Source organism: Dehalobacter sp. CP, assembly GCF_047652685.1.
In the GTDB taxonomy this organism is placed as follows: Bacteria; Bacillota; Desulfitobacteriia; order Desulfitobacteriales; family Syntrophobotulaceae; genus Dehalobacter.
The window spans coordinates 800,935-819,511 of the sequence record NZ_CP157399.1 but is presented as its reverse complement, the minus strand read 5'-3'; the positions used below and the strand labels follow the sequence as shown (position 1 = coordinate 819,511).

Annotated in this window: 12 protein-coding genes; 2 read left to right on the top strand and 10 right to left on the bottom strand. The window is 48.1% G+C overall.

Annotation, left to right across the window (positions count from 1 at the left end; translation table 11 throughout):
• Positions 1 to 326: 326 nt before the first annotated feature.
• Positions 327 to 3,083 carry a calcium-transporting P-type ATPase, PMR1-type gene (locus tag AAH944_RS04140; protein ID WP_415536725.1) on the bottom strand — a complete coding sequence of 919 codons (2,757 nt, stop codon included), beginning with the start codon at positions 3,081 to 3,083 and terminating at the stop codon, positions 327 to 329.
• Positions 3,084 to 3,223: 140 nt separating this feature from the next.
• Here AAH944_RS04140 and AAH944_RS04135 point away from each other — a divergent pair, with 140 nt between their 5' ends.
• Positions 3,224 to 5,032 carry an Rqc2 family fibronectin-binding protein gene (locus tag AAH944_RS04135; protein ID WP_415536723.1) on the top strand — a complete coding sequence of 603 codons (1,809 nt, stop codon included), beginning with the start codon at positions 3,224 to 3,226 and terminating at the stop codon, positions 5,030 to 5,032.
• Between the two features lie 194 nt (positions 5,033 to 5,226).
• On the opposite strand, the gene pyrE is transcribed toward AAH944_RS04135, so the two are convergent.
• On the bottom strand, positions 5,227 to 5,874 hold the full coding sequence (gene pyrE, locus AAH944_RS04130) for an orotate phosphoribosyltransferase (protein WP_415537764.1): 648 nt from the start codon (positions 5,872 to 5,874) through the stop codon (positions 5,227 to 5,229).
• Between the two features lie 500 nt (positions 5,875 to 6,374).
• Between pyrE and AAH944_RS04125 the strand changes: the two genes are divergently transcribed.
• Entirely contained in the window at positions 6,375 to 7,874 is a 1,500-nt protein-coding gene (locus AAH944_RS04125) for a diguanylate cyclase (RefSeq protein WP_415536721.1), read from the top strand.
• Here the strand turns inward: AAH944_RS04125 and AAH944_RS04120 are convergent.
• The 8 genes from AAH944_RS04120 to AAH944_RS04085 form a co-directional block, all read right to left on the bottom strand.
• On the bottom strand, positions 7,864 to 9,018 hold the full coding sequence (locus AAH944_RS04120; RefSeq protein WP_415536719.1) for a GGDEF domain-containing protein: 1,155 nt from the start codon (positions 9,016 to 9,018) through the stop codon (positions 7,864 to 7,866). The genes AAH944_RS04125 and AAH944_RS04120 overlap by 11 nt on opposite strands.
• A gap of 161 nt (positions 9,019 to 9,179) precedes the next feature.
• Positions 9,180 to 9,872, bottom strand: coding sequence for an orotidine-5'-phosphate decarboxylase (pyrF, locus tag AAH944_RS04115; RefSeq protein WP_415536717.1), 693 nt, complete (start codon positions 9,870 to 9,872; stop codon positions 9,180 to 9,182).
• Positions 9,873 to 9,877: 5 nt separating this feature from the next.
• The gene (locus AAH944_RS04110; protein ID WP_415536715.1) at positions 9,878 to 10,804 is read right to left on the bottom strand and encodes a dihydroorotate dehydrogenase; all 927 of its coding nucleotides are present in this window, start codon (positions 10,802 to 10,804) and stop codon (positions 9,878 to 9,880) included.
• The gene (locus AAH944_RS04105) at positions 10,791 to 11,618 is read right to left on the bottom strand and encodes a dihydroorotate dehydrogenase electron transfer subunit (protein WP_415536713.1); all 828 of its coding nucleotides are present in this window, start codon (positions 11,616 to 11,618) and stop codon (positions 10,791 to 10,793) included. Before AAH944_RS04105 ends, AAH944_RS04110 begins: the two co-directional genes overlap by 14 nt.
• Positions 11,619 to 12,023: 405 nt before the next feature.
• The gene (gene carB, locus AAH944_RS04100; RefSeq protein WP_415536711.1) at positions 12,024 to 15,200 is read right to left on the bottom strand and encodes a carbamoyl-phosphate synthase large subunit; all 3,177 of its coding nucleotides are present in this window, start codon (positions 15,198 to 15,200) and stop codon (positions 12,024 to 12,026) included.
• A complete protein-coding gene (locus tag AAH944_RS04095) occupies positions 15,201 to 16,295 on the bottom strand; it encodes a carbamoyl phosphate synthase small subunit (RefSeq protein WP_415536710.1) in 1,095 nt (364 codons plus the stop codon). It lies immediately after the preceding gene.
• On the bottom strand, positions 16,295 to 17,632 hold the full coding sequence (locus AAH944_RS04090) for a dihydroorotase (protein WP_415536708.1): 1,338 nt from the start codon (positions 17,630 to 17,632) through the stop codon (positions 16,295 to 16,297). The genes AAH944_RS04095 and AAH944_RS04090 overlap by 1 nt, the downstream gene beginning before the upstream one ends.
• Complete coding sequence (locus AAH944_RS04085; RefSeq protein ID WP_415536706.1) at positions 17,619 to 18,554, bottom strand: aspartate carbamoyltransferase catalytic subunit; 936 nt, start codon at positions 18,552 to 18,554, stop codon at positions 17,619 to 17,621. The genes AAH944_RS04090 and AAH944_RS04085 overlap by 14 nt, the downstream gene beginning before the upstream one ends.
• Between the last annotated feature and the right edge of the window lie 23 nt (positions 18,555 to 18,577).

Genomic DNA, 18,577 nt, shown 5'->3' with positions numbered 1-18,577 from the left:
CTCTCGCTGCCTTTTACAGAGTCTGTTCAAAAGTGACCTAATCGACAAAGGCCCATGGGCCTGCGCCAGCCAAGTTTCTTTAAGAATACTATGAGAACAGCAAAGGGTCAATATTTTTGTCTGAAGTATACATAATGTATGTTTTCATTATCGTAGATTAATTCGCAGGTCCCGTAAGCTGCAATAATACGTAGCTATGTTTGGGTCAGTCTCCATAATGGATGGCCGCTTTCTGTTTATTGTATCATCTTTGACACAAAATCCCGCGCTGCGCAATCCATGCTCCGCTTAGTGCTGGCCATCCATTACGGAGACATATTTTATAATTAGTGAACGCTTTTCTTGAAGCTAAAATTTGGGCTGGATTTAGCTGGCTGATATCTGTTCCGAATAAGTCGTGTCAGGCCGATGATTAAGCTTGGTCCGCAGGCAGCCACCAGAATGACAAACCATTGCCAGCCGACCAGCGCTGTTGTTTTGAAAATTGCCTGCAAAGCCGGAAGATAGATTACCGATAGCTGCATGATAACAGAGATTGCTACTGCCACAACCAGCAATGGATTGGAAAATATACCAACCTCAAAGATTCCGCGGCGTTCCGACTTGCAGTCAAAGACATGGAAAAGCTGAGAAAAAACAAGCGTGGTAAACGCCATGGTCCGTGCCGCTAAAAGGCCGACGCCATACCATAAACCAATAACAAATACAAAGAGTGTCGCTAAACCAATAATCGTTCCCCTGATTAGAATTTTTTGTCCTAATCCCCGTGCAAACACACTTTCCTCCGGCTGACGCGGAACCCTCTTCATGATATCCGGCTCTGTTCCATCCACTCCCAAAGCCATCGCCGGCAAACCGTCCGTAACCAGATTGACCCAGAGAATTTGTATCGGCAGCAAAGGCAGCGGTAGCCCTGTAAGCGTTCCCAGAAACATGGTCAGCACTTCTCCGAGATTGCAGGAAAGAAGGTACCGGATAAACTTTCGGATATTGTCATAAATTCCTCTTCCTTCTTCGACCGCTGCGACGATCGCCGCAAAATTGTCATCAGAGATTACCATAGCCGAGGCCTCTTTGGTGACATCGGTTCCGGTCTGCCCCATGGCGACCCCAATATCAGCTTCTTTCACAGCGGGGGCATCATTGACGCCGTCTCCGGTCATCGCTACAATTTGGCCGTTCTTTTTTAAAGCCCTGACGATTCTAAGCTTATCCCTTGGTGCGACCCGGGCAAACACCGAAATATTCATGACCATGTTGCTTAGATCTTCATCTGTCATCTGATCAAGTTCTATTCCGGTAACGACCCGTTCATTAAATCCGTGAATGATCCCGAGTTCTTTCGCGACAGCCTGCGCCGTCAGCTTATGGTCCCCGGTAATCATGACCGGCTTGATCCCGGCAGCCTGGCATACTTTTATCGCTTTCACCGCACTCGTACGTGGCGGATCGATCATCCCGGTCAAACCCAGGAATATTAGATCATTTTCCACATCACCGTTTGGTTCGCCACGCCGGACATCTTTCAGCCCAAGTGCCAGAACCCTGAGTGCATGCGATGCCATCTCGTCATTGTAAAACAGAATTTGCTTTCTTCTTTCGGAGGTCAGCTCCACCACGCCATCCTTTGTCATCTCCCGCAAGCATAGTCCCAGAACAACATCCGGAGCTCCTTTGACGTAGGCTTTATATTCCTCTTTATTCTTATAAATAACCGTCATCCGTTTCCGTTCCGATTCAAAAGGGATTTCCGCAACCCTTTGTTCCTTCCGTTCCAAAGCCTCCCGCCAGACTCCCGCTTTGGCGGCAGCAACCAGAAGGGCGCCTTCCGTCGGATCACCTTCGATTCCCCAGATGCTGTCCTGACTTTTGCCTCTGAAAAGTCCTGCCACCTGAATTCCTTTCTTAGTTAATACAGCATTATTGCACAGGGCTGCACACCTGAGCAGTTCTTTCAGAGGGCCTTTATCCTTATACGGGTCAGCGCCATGATAATCGCCTTTGGGGTCATAGCCCTGACCCGTCAGCGTAATGACCTGGTTATCGCAGAAAATCCGCCGGACCGTCATTTCATTTTGGGTCAGCGTTCCGGTTTTATCTGAGCAGATTACAGTCGCGCAGCCCAAGGTTTCCACAGCCGGAAGCTTTCGGATCACTGCGTTGCGTTTGACCATCCGCTGTACACCGATTGCCAGTGCAACCGTAACAATTGCCGGAAGACCTTCAGGGATCGCAGCGACTGCCAGAGATACTCCGGCAAAAAACATCTTTTCGAAGCTTTCCCCTTGTAAAATTCCTGTCACCACGACAACAACACAGACGGCAAGACTGATCGTGACCAACCATTTCCCAAGCTGGGCCAGCCTTTTTTGCAGAGGCGTCTCTTCCTCGTTCACCTCCTGAATCATTCCGGCAATCATCCCCATCTCGGTATTCATGCCTGTGGCTATAACGATCCCAAGTCCTCTTCCGTTCACAACCACGGTTCCCATATAGCCCATGTTTTTTCGGTCGGCAACCGGACTGTATTCGTCAATCAAAGGCTGGTTCATTTTAGCGACCGGTTGGGATTCTCCGGTCAGCGCTGATTCTTCCACACGGATGTTCGAGGTCTTCAGCCATCGGATATCGGCAGGTATCCGGTCACCTGCTTCCAGCATAAGGATGTCCCCCGGAACCAAGCCGGAAGCAGGTACCTTTTCCGTCCTGCTATTACGCAGAACCATCGCCTCCGGTGCCGTCAGGGAACGCAGCGATTCCATGGACCTTTCAGCCTTGTATTCCTGAATAAAGCCGAGCACTGCATTTAGAAAAACAATAGCCAGAATGGTTACTGCGTCCGCAATTTCCCCCAGCAGACCTGAAATAAGCGTAGCAACCATCAGCACCAGAACCATGAAATCCTTAAACTGACCCAAAAATAAGAAAACCGGGTTAACCCCTTTTTTTGCAACCAGAGAATTCGGACCAAATTCTGCCAGCCGCCGGCTGGCTTCCCTATCACTAAGACCCTTTTCAGGATCTACTTCAAATCCTTTGCATATTTCTCCGCAGGTTAATATGTGCCATACTTGCCGCTGCATTTCTTGCTCCTCCTTTTCATTTCCATTAGTACATGCTATTCGGCCTGTCCAGAAAAAATTCCCGGATTTGTGTTATACTGATATTGAATTTTGTTGACTAACCCTGCCTAGAAACATTTGAGTTTGAAGGAGTTAACGATATGGCCCTTGACAGTATTACACTCTATCATCTATTGAAAGAGCTTGAGCCGGTTCTGGTTGGAACGCGTATTGATAAAATTCAGCAGCCTGAAAAAGAAGAGGTCCATCTTCTACTGCGGAGTCCCGGAAAAAATTTGCGTCTGCTGTTAAATGCCGGCAGCACTTCCGCCAGACTGCATCTGACTGAGCAAAATAAAAAAAATCCTGTCTCACCTCCGATGTTCTGCATGATTCTACGCAAACATCTCGAAGGCGGCAAGATTATCGGGATCAGTCAGTCCGGACTGGAACGCATCATTACCCTGACCGTACAGAATTACAATGAAAGAGGCGATCTTCAAGATTATCAGCTTATCCTGGAAATCATGGGCAAGCACAGCAATTTGATTTTAGTCGATCCTCAGACCAATATTATTCTGGACGGAATCAGACGGTATTCCCATCTCCTGAGCAGGCACCGGGAAGTGCTTCCCGGAAGATTGTATATCTCACCGCCTTCCCAGCATAAAGCCGAAGCTGTCAGCGATGAACAAAAATGGATGTCAGTCATCCTCGGGTACCCGCTTGACCGAAAAGTCTGTGATGTCCTGGTGAATCTGTTTGACGGTATCAGCCCTGAACTGGCCAAAGAGCTTGTTCTGAGGGCTTGTCTTGAGCTAGATGTGCTTCTTGACAACTGCGGGCAAATTGACCTGAGCCGTCTTTTCCAGGCTTATTCCTTTTTCCTGCTGGCCAAACAGGATACAGCCGCTGATCCGTGCGTATATTATCAGTCCGGACGGGACAAGAACATGCCGGCTGCTTTTACCTTTATTCCGTATGTGCAGTACGAAGGTCTCAAACTTCAGAAAACACCGTTCCTAAATGACGCGGTAGATTTGTATTACACCCAAAGAATGACCAGTCGGAAGAATGAGTCCAAAAAAGGCTCGCTCCGCAAGGTTGTCCAGGATCATTTTGTCCACACCAGCAAGAAAGACGTTATCTATTGTGATACAATTGCCAAGGCTCAAAAAGGGCTGGAATATCAAAAACTCGGAGAACTTTTGACGGCCAATCTCTATCAGCTTTCACCGGGTATGAAGGAAGTTACCGTAGAAGACTATACCGATCCCGATTATAAACCTGTTACCATTGCGCTTGACTCAAACCTGACCGGCATTGATAATGCACAGCGCTACTACAAGACCTACAATAAGGCCAAAGCAACAATCAGAAAAACTGAACCATTGCAAGAAGCTGCCCAGGAAGAAATGAATTATCTTCAGACGCTCGCTTTAAGCATTGACCAGGCTGAAGACGATATCGAACTCAATGAAATCTATCAGGAGCTGATTGATCAAGGGTATATCTCCAAAAAACAGGATAAGCATGTGACGAAAAAGAAACAGTCTGCTGGAAAAGAACAGAATTCCTTTTCTCAGCCACATGTCTATCTATCTAGAAGCGGCAAAACCATTTTGGTCGGACGCAACAATAAGCAAAATGACCGGTTGACCTGGCGGGAAGCGAGACCAAGTGATCTTTGGCTTCACGTCAAAAACATTCCGGGTTCCCATGTCATCGTTCCTTTGACCGAAGATGAAGAGTTTCCGGACGACAATACGCTGCTCGATGCCGCGGCACTGGCTATTTATTTCAGTCAGGCCAGGGGGTCAACCCATGTCCCAGTCGATTATACCCACGTGCGGCAAATTAAAAAACCCCGGGGGGCTAAACCCGGGATGGTTGTTTATGAACAAAACTGGTCTCTCCTGCTGACGCCGGAGCCGGATGCTATCGAGCGGCTCCTAGCTACCGAACAATAGATAACTCGATAATCAGCATTCAATAGCTAGAGAAACCTTCGCAAATACCATAAAATAGACTCCGTAATACGTAGACAGCGTCAGCGGAGCACGATGCGGAGCGCGGCTTTTTGTGCCAAGGGAGCACAACAGCCGAAAGCGGCTATGTATTATGGAGTCCTACCTAAATATTCACAGTTTTTACTTGTTTCGGTCTATTTTATTCCCCGGCTCCCAGGTTTCTCCCACGGGATACCCTGCTTGCAAAGCGGGCAATCATCCGGCTCATAAGCTTCAATATTCATCTGGATCAGACTATGCAGTAAAAGTCCGTCAAAATCAGCTTTGCCGCCGCTGCGGTCCACAAGCACGCCTACACCGACCGCAACTGCACCGGCCTCCTTGACGATATGGATGACTTCTTTGACCGATCCACCGGTTGTGATAACATCTTCGACTACGAGGACTTTTTCGCCAGGTTCAAGCTTGAATCCTCTCCTGAGCGCCATTTCCCCATTCTGTCTTTCAGTAAAGATTGCTTTGACGCCTAAGTTCCGGCCAACCTCATGGGCGACGACAATCCCTCCCATCGCAGGACCAATAACGGTTTCGATCTCCATTCCTTCAAACTTTCCGGCCAGCTCCTTCCCAAGAACCGCAGCCTTCCTCGGATACTGAAGTACCTGGGCGCACTGCATATAACGCGCGCTGTGTTTCCCTGAAGTAAGAAGAAAATGACCTTGAAGCAGCGCTCCGGTCTCCTTGAAAATATCGAGAATGTCATTTTCATTTAATCTTTCAGTCGCTGAATGATCAGACACGTTTATTCCACCTTCCAAAATGTGATTTCTGAATTTATCCAGAGAATACCAGTAAAATAACATTTTACATGTATTATGGCACTTAAAATATTCTACCACATTGATTCAGAAAAAAGGAACTATTTTGGTGTGGAATCTATCTTAACTTTTGTTCTGTTCATTTGCGAAAGGAGCATTCCCGTGAATATGAGTACCCATTCAGCATAGGCTACACTTACCGAACATACGCCTCCGTTTAAGACGTGGAGTTTGCCAAATTTTTTATGCGAGTTGTTAATTTACATCATCAATTCCGTACGAAGTTAATTTTGTTGAAATTTGTAGAAAAATACATTGTTATACACAAAATATACTAAGTATTATTTACAAAAATAGTTATTATATTTATTATTTTTTGTTATATAATAGATTACAGAAATATTCCTTACTTTATTTTACATTTCTTTTATTTACTAGTAATCACTATTTTATAATATCTAAAAACTAAAACAATCTATTATTTATGATTAGAAAATAATAGATTATTTACCAAGGTGGTTTAAATGATATATCAGGATTTTGATGTCTATTTCAAAAGTGAGCAGGATAAAGAAGAAAAACTTCTATATGCCTTCATGAGCCTTGAAAAAATACCCGATAGTGTGTTCTGGGTCGATGACGAAGGAAACCTCTCTTTCGTCAATGAAGCCGCCTGCCGGACATTAGGCTACACCAGAGAAGAGCTGCTTACTTTTAATATTAGGGACTTTGATCCTATTGTTGCAGGCGGAATTAATCAAAACATTATTGAATGTGTTGATGTTGATTACGGGGGACTTTCTCTTTTCCGGACATTTCACAAACATAAGGACGGTCATCTAATCCCGGTCGAAGTATTAAGCACAGTCAGACAATTGGTCGGTAATAAATATCTCGCTACATCCATTGTCCGCGACATCACGGACCGGATTCAGGTAGAGGAAGAATTAAAAGAGACGTACAACCGTCTTGAGGTTTTATATAATATTTATCAGGCGACGACAAGTGAAAAGAACATTAACAGACTCATCCGACAAGCTGCCGATATCATGAAAAGAACGTTTGAATTTGATGCTTTTGTGTTTTACTTTTATGATGACTACCTGCAAAGCTCGGCGTTATATTATACGCTTGGACTGCCCAAGGAGATCATCCGCAAAATAGAAATTCTGCCGCAGTATGTCGGTTTTATCGGCCAAAGTCTTACATCAGGCTTTGTGGCATACTCCAATTATACGGAAAAAACTGAAATTGATGAAAACATTAAACAGTTATTTCTTGATTACGGCTTTACTGATGAAATGGCTTTTCCGATCATGTTTGAACAAAAAACGATCGGCGGTATTGGATTGATTAATAAGCATAATAAGCCTTTCAAAGCCAAAGATAAGGAATTGCTGCAGGCTGTTTGCGGGCAGCTCAGCACGGTTATCCAAAATCTCAAGCTGATCCACTCTCTGAGCAAAGAACTGAAAGAGCACAAACGCACGGCTGAAGCTTTAAAAAAAGTGAATGCTGAATTGGAAAAATCAGCATTCACCGACCAGCTCACAAATATTTGGAACCGAAGATGCTTTCTGAAGAATTCGGCAATTGAAATTGAACGTTCCAGACGTAACAAGTATCCGCTTTCCCTGCTGCTTCTGGATATTGACCACTTCAAATTGATCAACGACAACTACGGACATCAGGCCGGGGATCAGGCTTTGATTGAGTTTGCAAATCTTCTGCGGGACAATATCCGGAGCTTTGACTCTTTAGCACGTTGGGGAGGGGAGGAATTCCTGATCCTGGCGCCTCACCTTCGGGCCGGAAATGCCGTGCAGTACGCCGACAGGCTCAGGGAGCTGATCGCGGAACACCCGTTCCAGGAAGTCGGAAAAATCACAGCAAGCATCGGGGTCGCCGAACTGGCCAATACCGATAACATAGATTCCTGGATCAAGAAAGTGGATAACGCTCTCTACCGGGCCAAGGAACAAGGCCGCAACAGAGTAGAGTTCAATGGCGTTGTCATCCTCTGAAATTAGCCCACAAGCTTCCCTGGACATCGTCTACCAGAGATCCTGCTTCAAACTGGTTCCTGCCGTTGGCTTTCGCTTTATACAGCTGGAGGTCAGCTTTTTTGATCAGTTCCTCGGCCGATTCTTCTTTAAGCTCACTGATTCCTCCGCTTACGGTTATATGTATGCCTTCCCGAAAATCAGTTAGCGCTATCTTATATCTTAGCCGTTCCGCCAGGAATAAAACCTCATCCGAGGCAGTATCGGGCAGGATAATGACGAATTCGTCCCCGCCATATCTGCCGATAATATCGGTGCCCCGGCATGCCTGGCTCAATATTCCGGCAACACGGATGATGACATCGTCTCCACATTGATGACCGAACCGGTCGTTGATGTCTTTAAAATCATCGATATCCATCATAATGATAGACAGTGGATAATCAATCCGTTTGGCACGTTCAATCTCTTCCTTGAGTTTCAGAAAGAGATTTTCATGGTTATATAGGGATGTCATCGAATCGCGGACGGATAGGTCGGCCAATATTGTATTTTTAGTTTCAATTTCTTTCTTATAAATCAAGGACAATAATCTGATTCTGAACACCATCCTGGAAAAAATCCAGGCGCACAAGTTCATTATAAAGGCATTGATACGCAGAATCTCTACCGTATATGGATCTGGCTGATAGTATGGAATAACCCCGAAAAAGAAAAGGTAAATGGTAAAATACAAAATAAAACTTGTCAAAGGGGTTAAATAGATAAAAGCTGCTATGCCGAATACCGCAATAATATAGGGATTAATAGAAACAAGTTCATTTTGCGGCAGAACACTAAGCGCGCAGCCAAAAACCAGTAAAATGATTAAATATCCAACTTCTGTACAATAGATGATTTCCTTTCTGTAAACGTTGCATTTCCGGTATACTTGAATAAGAAGCGGAAGCATCAGCAAACTGACCGGAACAAAAATCAATATGCTGATTTCAACGTCTACGACCGCATGCGGAAAAAAGATCAGAAGCAAACTCTCACAAATGCTAAAAAATCCCGCGACAACAATTAGCTTTAAAAAATTGTCTTTCCAAAGCTGACGCGAAAATTCATCCTTGTTTTCTTTTGGAAGAACCGTAAAGTATTTACGTAAACGCTCAAACCTCATGAATTGCCTAACCTCATGAATTTTTTCATGCTGTCAAGTTATGCTGTCATTTTTATGCTGTAAAATATAGCTTCAAATAATATAACCATATCATGTCAACTTATAACGTCACAACTATATAACGATAGCCAAATGCTGTCAATACAAATACTGTTCCTATTTTAATCCCATAGGCGCTCCATGGCTTCCCTGGGATTCTCATTCAAGGTAATCGGTCTGCCGACTACCAGATAAGAGCTTCCAGCTTCCAGGGCCATGCGCGGGGTAAGAATCCGCACCTGGTCATTTCTTTCGCTCCAGGCCGGCCGGATCCCCGGTGTTACGAGAAGAAAATCCTCTCCGCATTCCTCCCGCAGAATTTTTGCTTCCTGCGCGGAAGAAACGACCCCTTTTAAATTTGCTTTCTTGGCGAGCATTGCTAGTCTCAGTACCTGCTCCTGCGTACTGCCCTGCACCCCGATCGATGTTAGGTCTTCCTGTCCCATACTTGTAAGAACGGTTACGCCGATAATGGTTTTGCCGGCCTTTTGGCCGACCTCGGCCGCTCTAGCCATCATTTCGTATCCGCCGCTGCAGTGGACATTGATCATATCCACGCCGGAGGCGGTCAGCACACTTAGGGTTTTTTCGACGGTGGTCGGAATATCATGCAGCTTGAGATCGAGAAATATTTTAAATCCGAGCTCCTTAAACTGTTGAATCAAGCTTAAACCCGAAAACGCATAAAGCTCGAGACCGACCTTCAGCCAGCACCCGCTGCCGGCAAGTGCCCGGGCAATGTCCAGGGCTTTTTCTTTCGTATTGACATCCAGGGCAACGATGACTTTTTCATTTAAACTTTGTAAAGTTTCCATTTTCCTCATCCTTTCTGTGCATGAGCAAGTCCGACGATTTCCCCGACCGACTGATAACCTCTCTGATTGCAATAGGCCTGAATTCCTTCCAAAATTTCAACGGGCGCAAGCGGATTGCCAAAATTAGCTGTTCCGATGCTCACTGCCGAAGCACCTGCCAGCATGAACTCGATAGCATCCTGCCAGGTCAAGATTCCTCCCATCCCGATGACCGGTAGCTTTACAGCCTGATATACCTGATAGACCATTCTGACGGCCACCGGCCTGACTGCGGGACCGGATAATCCCCCCATCGTGTTGGCCAACACCGGCTTCTGGGTATTGAGATCAATCTGCATGCCCAAAAGCGTATTAATCAGAGAAATGATATCCGCCCCGCCACTTTCCACAGCTTTAGCCATCGCTGTAATATCGGTCACATTCGGAGACAGCTTCGCAATCAACGGCAGATCCGTTTCTTTTCTGACAGCAGCGATGACTTCTTCCGCACTCTTGGGATCAGTTCCGAAAGCCATTCCGCCGTGTTTGATGTTCGGACAAGAGATGTTAACTTCCAGGGCTGCAATCCCACAGCCGCGTTGGAAGGATGATGCCATCAGGGCATAATCTTCCAGTGAGAAACCCGAGATATTGACAATCACTGCCGTGTCCAGCGAAGCCAGCTGCGGCAGATAACTTTTTAAGAAAGCCTCCAGCCCGGGATTTTCCAAGCCTACAGAATTCAGCAGGCCTGATGGCGTCTCCGCGAGCCTCGGTACAGGATTCCCAAGACGCGGAAGCGTTGTAATCCCTTTGACTGTGATCCCGCCGAGAATGGAAGGTTCATAAAACGGCGCATAAGCTTCACCGAAGCCATACGTGCCGGAGGCAGTGATGACAGGATTTTTAAGCTTTAATCCTGCCAGATCAGTCTCAAGATTAAATGTCTGCATCCCAGACCACCTCCTGCCCATTCATTACCGGTCCTTCTTTGCAGACGCGTTTTCGTTTCAGTCCGCCGTTTGCATCTCTGACGGTACAGACACATCCCAAACATGCACCTACCCCGCAGGCCATCCGCTCTTCTAAAGAAACTTCGAGCGGAACATCGTTGTTCTGGCAAATCCCCGCGACAGCCTTCAGCATGCCGTTCGGACCACAGGCTGCAGCCTGTAGAAGGCCCTTGCTCAGTAATTGCTGCGTGTTTTTATCAGCTAAATGCTTTTCGAGCAATGCGGTAACCAAGCCTTTCTCTCCGCAACTTCCGTCCAGCGTAGCAAGTTCAACATCCAGACCCTTAGCAAGAAGCTGATTCGGATCGGCACTGACTAGAAATTCTTTGTTTTCTCCGCCCCAGAGGACTTTTATTTTTACAGGAACTTTCTGTGCGGCCTGGATTACAGAGAACAGCGGAAACATCCCTATTCCGCCCGCAATCAGCAGAAGCTCCCCTTTCTCCGGGATTGAAAAGCCCGTCCCCAGCGGCCCCAGCACACTTAAATATTGGTCTGCCGGTATCCTTGAGAGAAGTTCAGTTCCTTTCCCTTTGATTCTATAGTAGACAGTCACTTCTCCGCGTTCAGGGTCGATCCCGGCAATGCTAAGTGGTCTGCGCAGAAGCGGATCACTCGTGTCCGTAACCTGGATATGCAGAAACTGGCCCGGTTGAGCTGTTTTAGCAGCTTCTCCGCTCAAAACAAGTTTATACAAACCCTGGACGGGATGTCCGATCCTTTCATTGAAGACGACTTTTTCCTTGAGGTTCATGATATGCTCACTCCTAGTAGATCGATTTTATTAGCAAAGGCCTTTCACCACGATGGACGGCGCTGCCCATCCATTACGTTGATAAAACCTGCAACTAGTGAAAGTGTGTTCCTTGGAATTCGCCGTACTAGTACAACGTTCTAAAATTTATTGCTCAAATAATTCATTCAAGCCTGATTACCCCATATTAGGTCTGGGTGCCACAAGTTCCAGCGTCAAGCGGAGCATGGATGCGGAGCGCGGCTGTTAGACGGCCACGGATGGCCTAATGTCGCGATGCCATGGATGGCAAAGAGCGACTCGCCATGGAGGGCGCTAGCTGCCGAAAGCGGAATTGTGACACCCAGACAACCCTAGATACTTATGGGCTGCATATATTTGCTTATTTATTTAAAGAACGTTGTACTAGCTGAGTGGTACGATGCTCGGTATATTGGCCTCCAAAACATGCAGCCAGGCTTCGGCCGTATCCATACTGGTAAAGCACGGTACGCCATGTTCAACGGCACTTCTACGGATCGCAAAACCGTCACTGGCAATGATTCTGCCATGTGTGGTTGTATTTAAGACGCACTGGACACGTCCTTTGCGTATCTTCTCGGTGATATCGTCCGATCCTGAATGAAGTTTACCAACTGTGTCAACTTCAATACCGGACTGGCGAATCGCCTTAGCCGTCCCTTCCGTGGCGATGATTCTGAAACCAAGTTTGGCAAAACGTTTAACGAGCCGTATCCCGTCTTCCTTATCGCGGTCGGCTAGGGTGGCAAGCAGCGTGCCGTAAACCGATATCTGCATGCCGGCGGCCACTAAAGCTTTCTGGAGTGCTTTTTCATAATCATAATCAATCCCCATGACTTCTCCGGTTGATTTCATTTCAGGACCGAGAGAAGGTTCAACGAGCAGCAGTTTTGAGAAAGAGAATACCGGTGCTTTTACCGCAACCTTCTCTCCAACCGGCCACAAACCGGATTTAATACCCATGCTCCCCAGCTTCTCTCCAAGAATGACCCGGGTGGCCAATTCCACAATCGGCACGCCGGTAATCTTGCTTAAGAAAGGAACCGTGCGGCTGGAGCGGGGATTGACTTCCAAAACATAAACCTGGTCTTTATAGATGACATACTGGATATTCAATAAGCCTTTGATCCGCAGACTCCGGGCCAGCGAAACGGTTAAGTCCTCGATGATTTCTTTGATGTTGTCTGCAACCGTTTGCGGCGGATAGACCGCAATCGAATCGCCGGAATGAATACCGGCTCGTTCCAGATGTTCCATGATTCCGGGAATGCAGACGGTTTCGCCGTCGGAAATTGCATCGACTTCGACCTCTTTGCCGAGAAGATACTGGTCGATCCAGATGCTTTGTCCCGGAAAATCCGCCAAAGCCCTTGCAAATACGCCCTGGAGTTCCTGAGGTTCATAAACAATTTGCATAGCCCTTCCTCCAAGCACATAGGAAGGACGTACAATCAGCGGATAGCCGATATCCTCTGCAAGCTTTTCAGCTTCTTCCATGTTGGAAACACATCCGCCGCGGGGCCGGCGAGCGCCCAGCTGCTGCAGAACTTCATCAAAGATTCCTCTCTCTTCCGCTCTGTCCGTGTCTTCCACCGTCGTACCAAGAATCCGGTAACCGCGTTCCGCCAGTCCTTTGCATAACCCGATCGCAGTCTGTCCGCCAAATTGGACGACGATACCCTCAGGTTTTTCTTTCTCGAGTACTGCCGTGACATCCTCAATCGTGAGCGGTTCAAAGTAAAGCCTGTCGGCCGTATCAAAGTCAGTAGACACTGTTTCCGGATTATTGTTGATAATGATACTCTCAATACCTGCCTTGCGCAGCGCCTTCACAGCATGAACTGAGCAATAGTCAAACTCGATGCCCTGACCGATCCTGATCGGCCCCGATCCCAGGACGACAACTTTCCGTCGGTCTGTCGGCTGCACCTCATCCTCGACATCATAGCTCGAGTAGAAGTACGGGGTCGTCGCTTCAAACTCCCCGGCGCAGGTGTCGACCATTTTAAAGACAGGCTTCAGGTTGTTTTGGATCCTGAAATCATAAACCTGCTGCTCTGTCGTATTCCAAAGTCCAGCAATCTGCCGGTCGGAATAACCAAGCCGTTTTGCTTTCGCCAGAACTGTTAAATCCCACACCTGCTGCTTTATTTCTGTGGATGTCCTGACAATCCCTTCTATTTTCTTCAAAAAGTAAGGATTCCACTCATTTAACCGATTAATTTCGTCTACAGTCCATCCCCTCCGGAAAGCTTCCGCGATCACGAAGAGCAGATTATCTTCCGGCAGGCTGCATCTTTTCCGAAGAAGTTCATCGTCGATGTACTCCATCTCTTCGAGCAGGATGCCGTAGGCTTTCGTTTCAAGGGAACGCACCGCCTTTAAAAGGGCCGTCTCCAAATTGCGGCCCAAACCCATCACTTCGCCGGTCGCCTTCATTTGCGTACCAATCCTGCGGTCGGCATCGGAAAATTTATCGAAAGGCCAGCGCGGGATCTTCACGACCACATAGTCCAGGGCAGGCTCAAAACAGGCCGAAGTCTTCCCGGTTACCGCATTCGGCAGTTCGGCCAGCGTATAGCCAATCGCTATTTTGGCAGCCACCTTCGCAATCGGATAGCCGGTCGCTTTGGAAGCCAGCGCGCTCGAACGGCTCAAACGCGGATTGACCTCAATGACACAGTATTCAAGTCTTTCCGGATGCAGCGCATATTGAACATTGCAGCCTCCCTCAATGCCGAGGGCAGCTACGATTTTCAGGGCCGAAGTCCGAAGTGTCTGGACTTCCTTATCTGTAAGCGTCTGACAGGGTGCCACGACGATGCTGTCACCGGTATGGACGCCGACAGGATCTATATTTTCCATATGGCAAACCGTAATACTGTTGCCGCAGCTGTCCCGCAGCACCTCATACTCAATTTCTTTCCAGCCGGCTACACTTTTTTCGATTAGAATCTGCCCAATCATACTGGCTTTGATTCCGCTGGCAGCAATTGTTGCCAGGGCATCCGCGTCTTTGGCAATCCCGCCGCCGGTACCGCCCAGCGTGAATGCCGGTCGAACAATCACCGGATAGCCTATTTCTTCAGCAAATTTTAGGGCTTCCTGCACATCCGAAACAATCGAGCTTGCCGGGATCGGTTCCCCGATTTCGTTCATCAAATTCCTGAAAAGCTCCCTGTCCTCCGCCTTGCTGATGCTCTCCAGCGGCGTTCCCAAAAGCGTAACACCGCAGCGGTCCAGAATACCGGCTTTGGCTAGCTGGAAAGCCAGGTTCAGTCCGGTTTGGCCGCCCATAGTCGGAATCAGTCCGTCGGGTCTTTCCTTCTCAATAATTCGCTCCAAAAACTCCAGTGTCAGCGGTTCGATATATACTTTATCGGCAATCTCTTTATCCGTCATAATGGTAGCCGGATTGGAGTTGACCAGAACAATTTCCACGCCTTCTTCCCTTAAAGCCCGGCAGGCCTGTGTTCCGGCATAGTCAAATTCAGCCGCCTGTCCAATCACGATGGGTCCTGAACCAATCACCATGACCTTCTGCCAATTTTGTTTTGGCATTTATATTTCCCCCCATTTAGCGTTTAACATCTCTGCAAAGCGGTCAAATATTTCATCATTTTCCTCAGGGCCCGGTGCAGCTTCAGGATGATATTGCACAGTTAAAACCGGATATTTTTCGTGCTTCAGCCCTTCAACCGTGCCATCATTCAAATTCGCATACATGATGTTAAACCCAGTTCCCCGAAGCGATTCTTCACTGACAGCATAACCATGGTTCTGAGAAGTCATGGTTACTTTGCCCGTTTCTTTGTTCTGAACAGGATGATTTCCACCGCGATGGCCAAACGGCAGCTTGTAGGTTGAAGCGCCCGCTGCCATCGCCATGATCTGATGACCCATACAAATGCCCATGATCGGTAATTCTGCAATCAGTTTCCCCATGTTCTCTGCAATCTCAGGCAAACGGGACGGGTCCCCAGGTCCGTTACTGAGTACAAGCCCCCTGGGACCCAATGCAAGAATTCTCTGAGCGGGAGTCCCTGCAGGGAAAACATGCAGCTGGTAACCCCTTTTTTGCAGGCAGCGCAAAATATTCTTTTTGGCGCCAAGATCAAGTACGGCCAACTCCGGGCCGTTACCGGGAATGACATATTCTTCGTCGGATGTCGCCTGGTACACCCAATGTTTTTCAGGGTCAAAATCCTGCGGCGTGCTTTTCTGCCAGAACGCTGCGGCCTGTTCCAGTTTCTCGACCATTATGCCGGACATCGTCCCGTTGTTCCGGATATAGCGGGTCAACGCCCGGGTATCGACGCCTTTTAAGCCAGGGATATTCTGTTTCATACAGAAATCCTCCAGGCTTCCGTCGGCATGCAGGCTGCCTTCACCAGCCGAGAGCTCCCGAACGATGATACCCTTAAGCAGTACCTTGTCAGCTTCGCTCTCTTCATTATGCCAGCCGTAGTTCCCGATCTGCGGGTGAGTAAATGTCAGGATCTGTCCGGCATAGGACAAATCGGTAATCATCTCCTGATATCCGCACATTGAAGTATTGAATACGACTTCCCCTTTGATCACGTGGTCTCGGCCAATCCAGGGACCAAATTTTTCTCCTTCGAAAGCTTTTCCGTCACTTAAAACCAGCCAAGCCATTATGCTTCCTCCTTATTGTCTAAAAGCTTTCTTCCAGCCATTCGTATTTTTCCGCCGACAATGGTCATTACTGGGAATCCCTGCATCTCCTGTCCCAGGAAAGGGGTATTCGGCGACTTTGTCTCCATTGTCTCCGCAGAAATCATTTCCCGGTATTCCGGGTCAAACAGGACCAAGTCGGCCTGGCTCCCGGTTCGAAGCGTTCCACTCGGCAGGCCGAAACGGCGAGCCGGGTTCGCCGACCATAAAGCGATGACCTGATCCGGGGTTATTTTTCCTTTTAACACGAGGTTCTGCCAGACTGCGGCTAGGACTGTTTCCAGCGCGTTGATCCCAAACGGTGCTTCGGCAAAAGGCCGAGTCTTTTCTTCCCAGGTATGCGGGGCATGGTCTGTCGCCAGCATATCGATCGTCCCATCCAGCAAGCCTTCCAATAGCGCAATCTGGTCTTCTGCCGAAGGAAGCGGTGGATTGACTTTATAAGAGGCATTGGTCAGGCTAACATCCTGATCCGTAAAGATCAGATGGTGCGGGTTCACTTCGGCCGTTACATCCACACCCATTTTTTTGGCTTCTCTGATAATCTGCACACTTTCTTTTGTCGACACATGCGCAATATGGAGTTTCCCTCCTGTTTCAGCCGCCAGCAGCACATCCCTGGCCACCATTACGCTCTCGGCGCTGGCCGGAATTCCTCTTAAGCCGAGTCTCGCACTCATTTCACCTTTGCGCATCACGCCGTGTCCGGCCAGGCTGTCATCTTCACAATGACTGATGATCGGGCAGCCGGTTAGCTTGGCGTATTCCAGTGCCAGACGCATCATCTCAGCGTTCTGGATTCCTTTGCCGTCATCGGAAAACGCCACTGCTCCGCCGTCGAGGATATCCATCATCTCAACCAGCTCTTTGCCAAGAAAACCTTTCGTTACCGCCGCGATCGGATAGACTCTGGCCATAGCGGCGCGTTCTCCCTGCAGCCGCACAAATTCCGTTAGCGCACGGTTGTCAACAATCGGCGTTGTATTGGCCATGGCGAGTATCGAGGTAAATCCTCCTTTTATCGCAGCTCTGGAACCGCTGCGGATATCTTCCTTCTCCTCTTGACCGGGTTCGCGGAGATGCACGTGCACATCAATTAGACCGGGGAACAAATATTTTCCTTCCCCCTCAACCTGTAGCACATCCTCCAGCCGCTGGGTTTCCAGCGCTTCCAGAACGTCTGCAGACTGCAGGTTCCCGGCTAATTTCGCGATAACGCCATCTTTAACCAAGATATCATTGATCCCGGACAATCCTTGGGCCGGGTCAATCACATACGCATTCTTAATCCACAACACTGCCTGTCCCTCCTATCAGCAAGTAAATCAAAGCCATCCGAACGGCAACACCGTTGGTAACCTGCTCTTCAATCACAGACTGTACACTGTCAGCCAAATCACTCGTAATCTCGACACCTCTGTTCATCGGACCGGGGTGCATGATAATGGTGTCTTTGCCGGTTTGTTTTAACCTTTCCTGGCTAAGACCATATAACCTGCTATATTCCCTGATTGACGGAAAGAGGCCGCTTTGCTGCCTTTCCAGCTGAAGGCGGAGAGCCATCACCGCATCGGCCCCGGGCAGTTCTTTATCCAGATCGTAAGAGGTCTTCACACCAAGGTAATTCATTTCCTGTGGCAGCAGCGTCGGCGGGCCAACCAAAACGACTTCGGCACCAAGTTTTTTCAGTCCGAGGACATTGCTCCGCACAACTCTAGAGTGCAGCACATCGCCGACAATCACGATTTTCTTGCCTTGAAGTTCACCCAGTCTTTCCTGCATCGTAAAAAAGTCCAGCAAGGCCTGAGTGGGATGGGCATGCTGGCCGTCACCACCATTGATCACGCCGGCTGAAAGCTCGTCGGCGAGGAACTCTGCCGCCCCTGAGCTGCCATGCCTGATGACCACCAAATCTACTTTCATGGCCTGAAGAGTCTTCGCTGTATCCAGAAGGGTTTCTCCCTTACTTACACTGCTTTGGGCAACTGCAATATTTGACGTATCTGCTCCAAGGATTTTGGCCGCAGTCTCGAAGGAAGTCCTGGTCCGGGTGCTGTTTTCATAAAAAAGCATCACCACAGATTTCCCTCTCAGTGTCGGTAATTTCTTATTGGGTCTTGCCAGAATCTCTTTCATCGGAGCCGCAGTCTTCAAGATATGTTTGATTTCTTCCGCTGTCAGTTTGTCCAGATCAAGCAGGTCCTTGTGCTTCCATTTCATGCGTACGCCTCCCATCAATCATT

Bases quoted from the DNA above. Each gene is read 5' to 3' on its own strand.
- AAH944_RS04140 (WP_415536725.1), bottom strand. From the start codon at position 3,083: ATGCAGCGGCAAGTATGGCACATATTAACCTGCGGAGAAATATGCAAA.
- AAH944_RS04135 (WP_415536723.1), top strand. From the start codon at position 3,224: ATGGCCCTTGACAGTATTACACTCTATCATCTATTGAAAGAGCTTGAG.
- AAH944_RS04125 (WP_415536721.1), top strand. From the start codon at position 6,375: ATGATATATCAGGATTTTGATGTCTATTTCAAAAGTGAGCAGGATAAA.
- AAH944_RS04120 (WP_415536719.1), bottom strand. From the start codon at position 9,018: ATGAGGTTTGAGCGTTTACGTAAATACTTTACGGTTCTTCCAAAAGAA.
- pyrF (WP_415536717.1), bottom strand. From the start codon at position 9,872: ATGGAAACTTTACAAAGTTTAAATGAAAAAGTCATCGTTGCCCTGGAT.
- AAH944_RS04110 (WP_415536715.1), bottom strand. From the start codon at position 10,804: ATGCAGACATTTAATCTTGAGACTGATCTGGCAGGATTAAAGCTTAAA.
- AAH944_RS04105 (WP_415536713.1), bottom strand. From the start codon at position 11,618: ATGAACCTCAAGGAAAAAGTCGTCTTCAATGAAAGGATCGGACATCCC.
- carB (WP_415536711.1), bottom strand. From the start codon at position 15,200: ATGCCAAAACAAAATTGGCAGAAGGTCATGGTGATTGGTTCAGGACCC.
- AAH944_RS04095 (WP_415536710.1), bottom strand. From the start codon at position 16,295: ATGGCTTGGCTGGTTTTAAGTGACGGAAAAGCTTTCGAAGGAGAAAAA.
- AAH944_RS04085 (WP_415536706.1), bottom strand. From the start codon at position 18,554: ATGAAATGGAAGCACAAGGACCTGCTTGATCTGGACAAACTGACAGCG.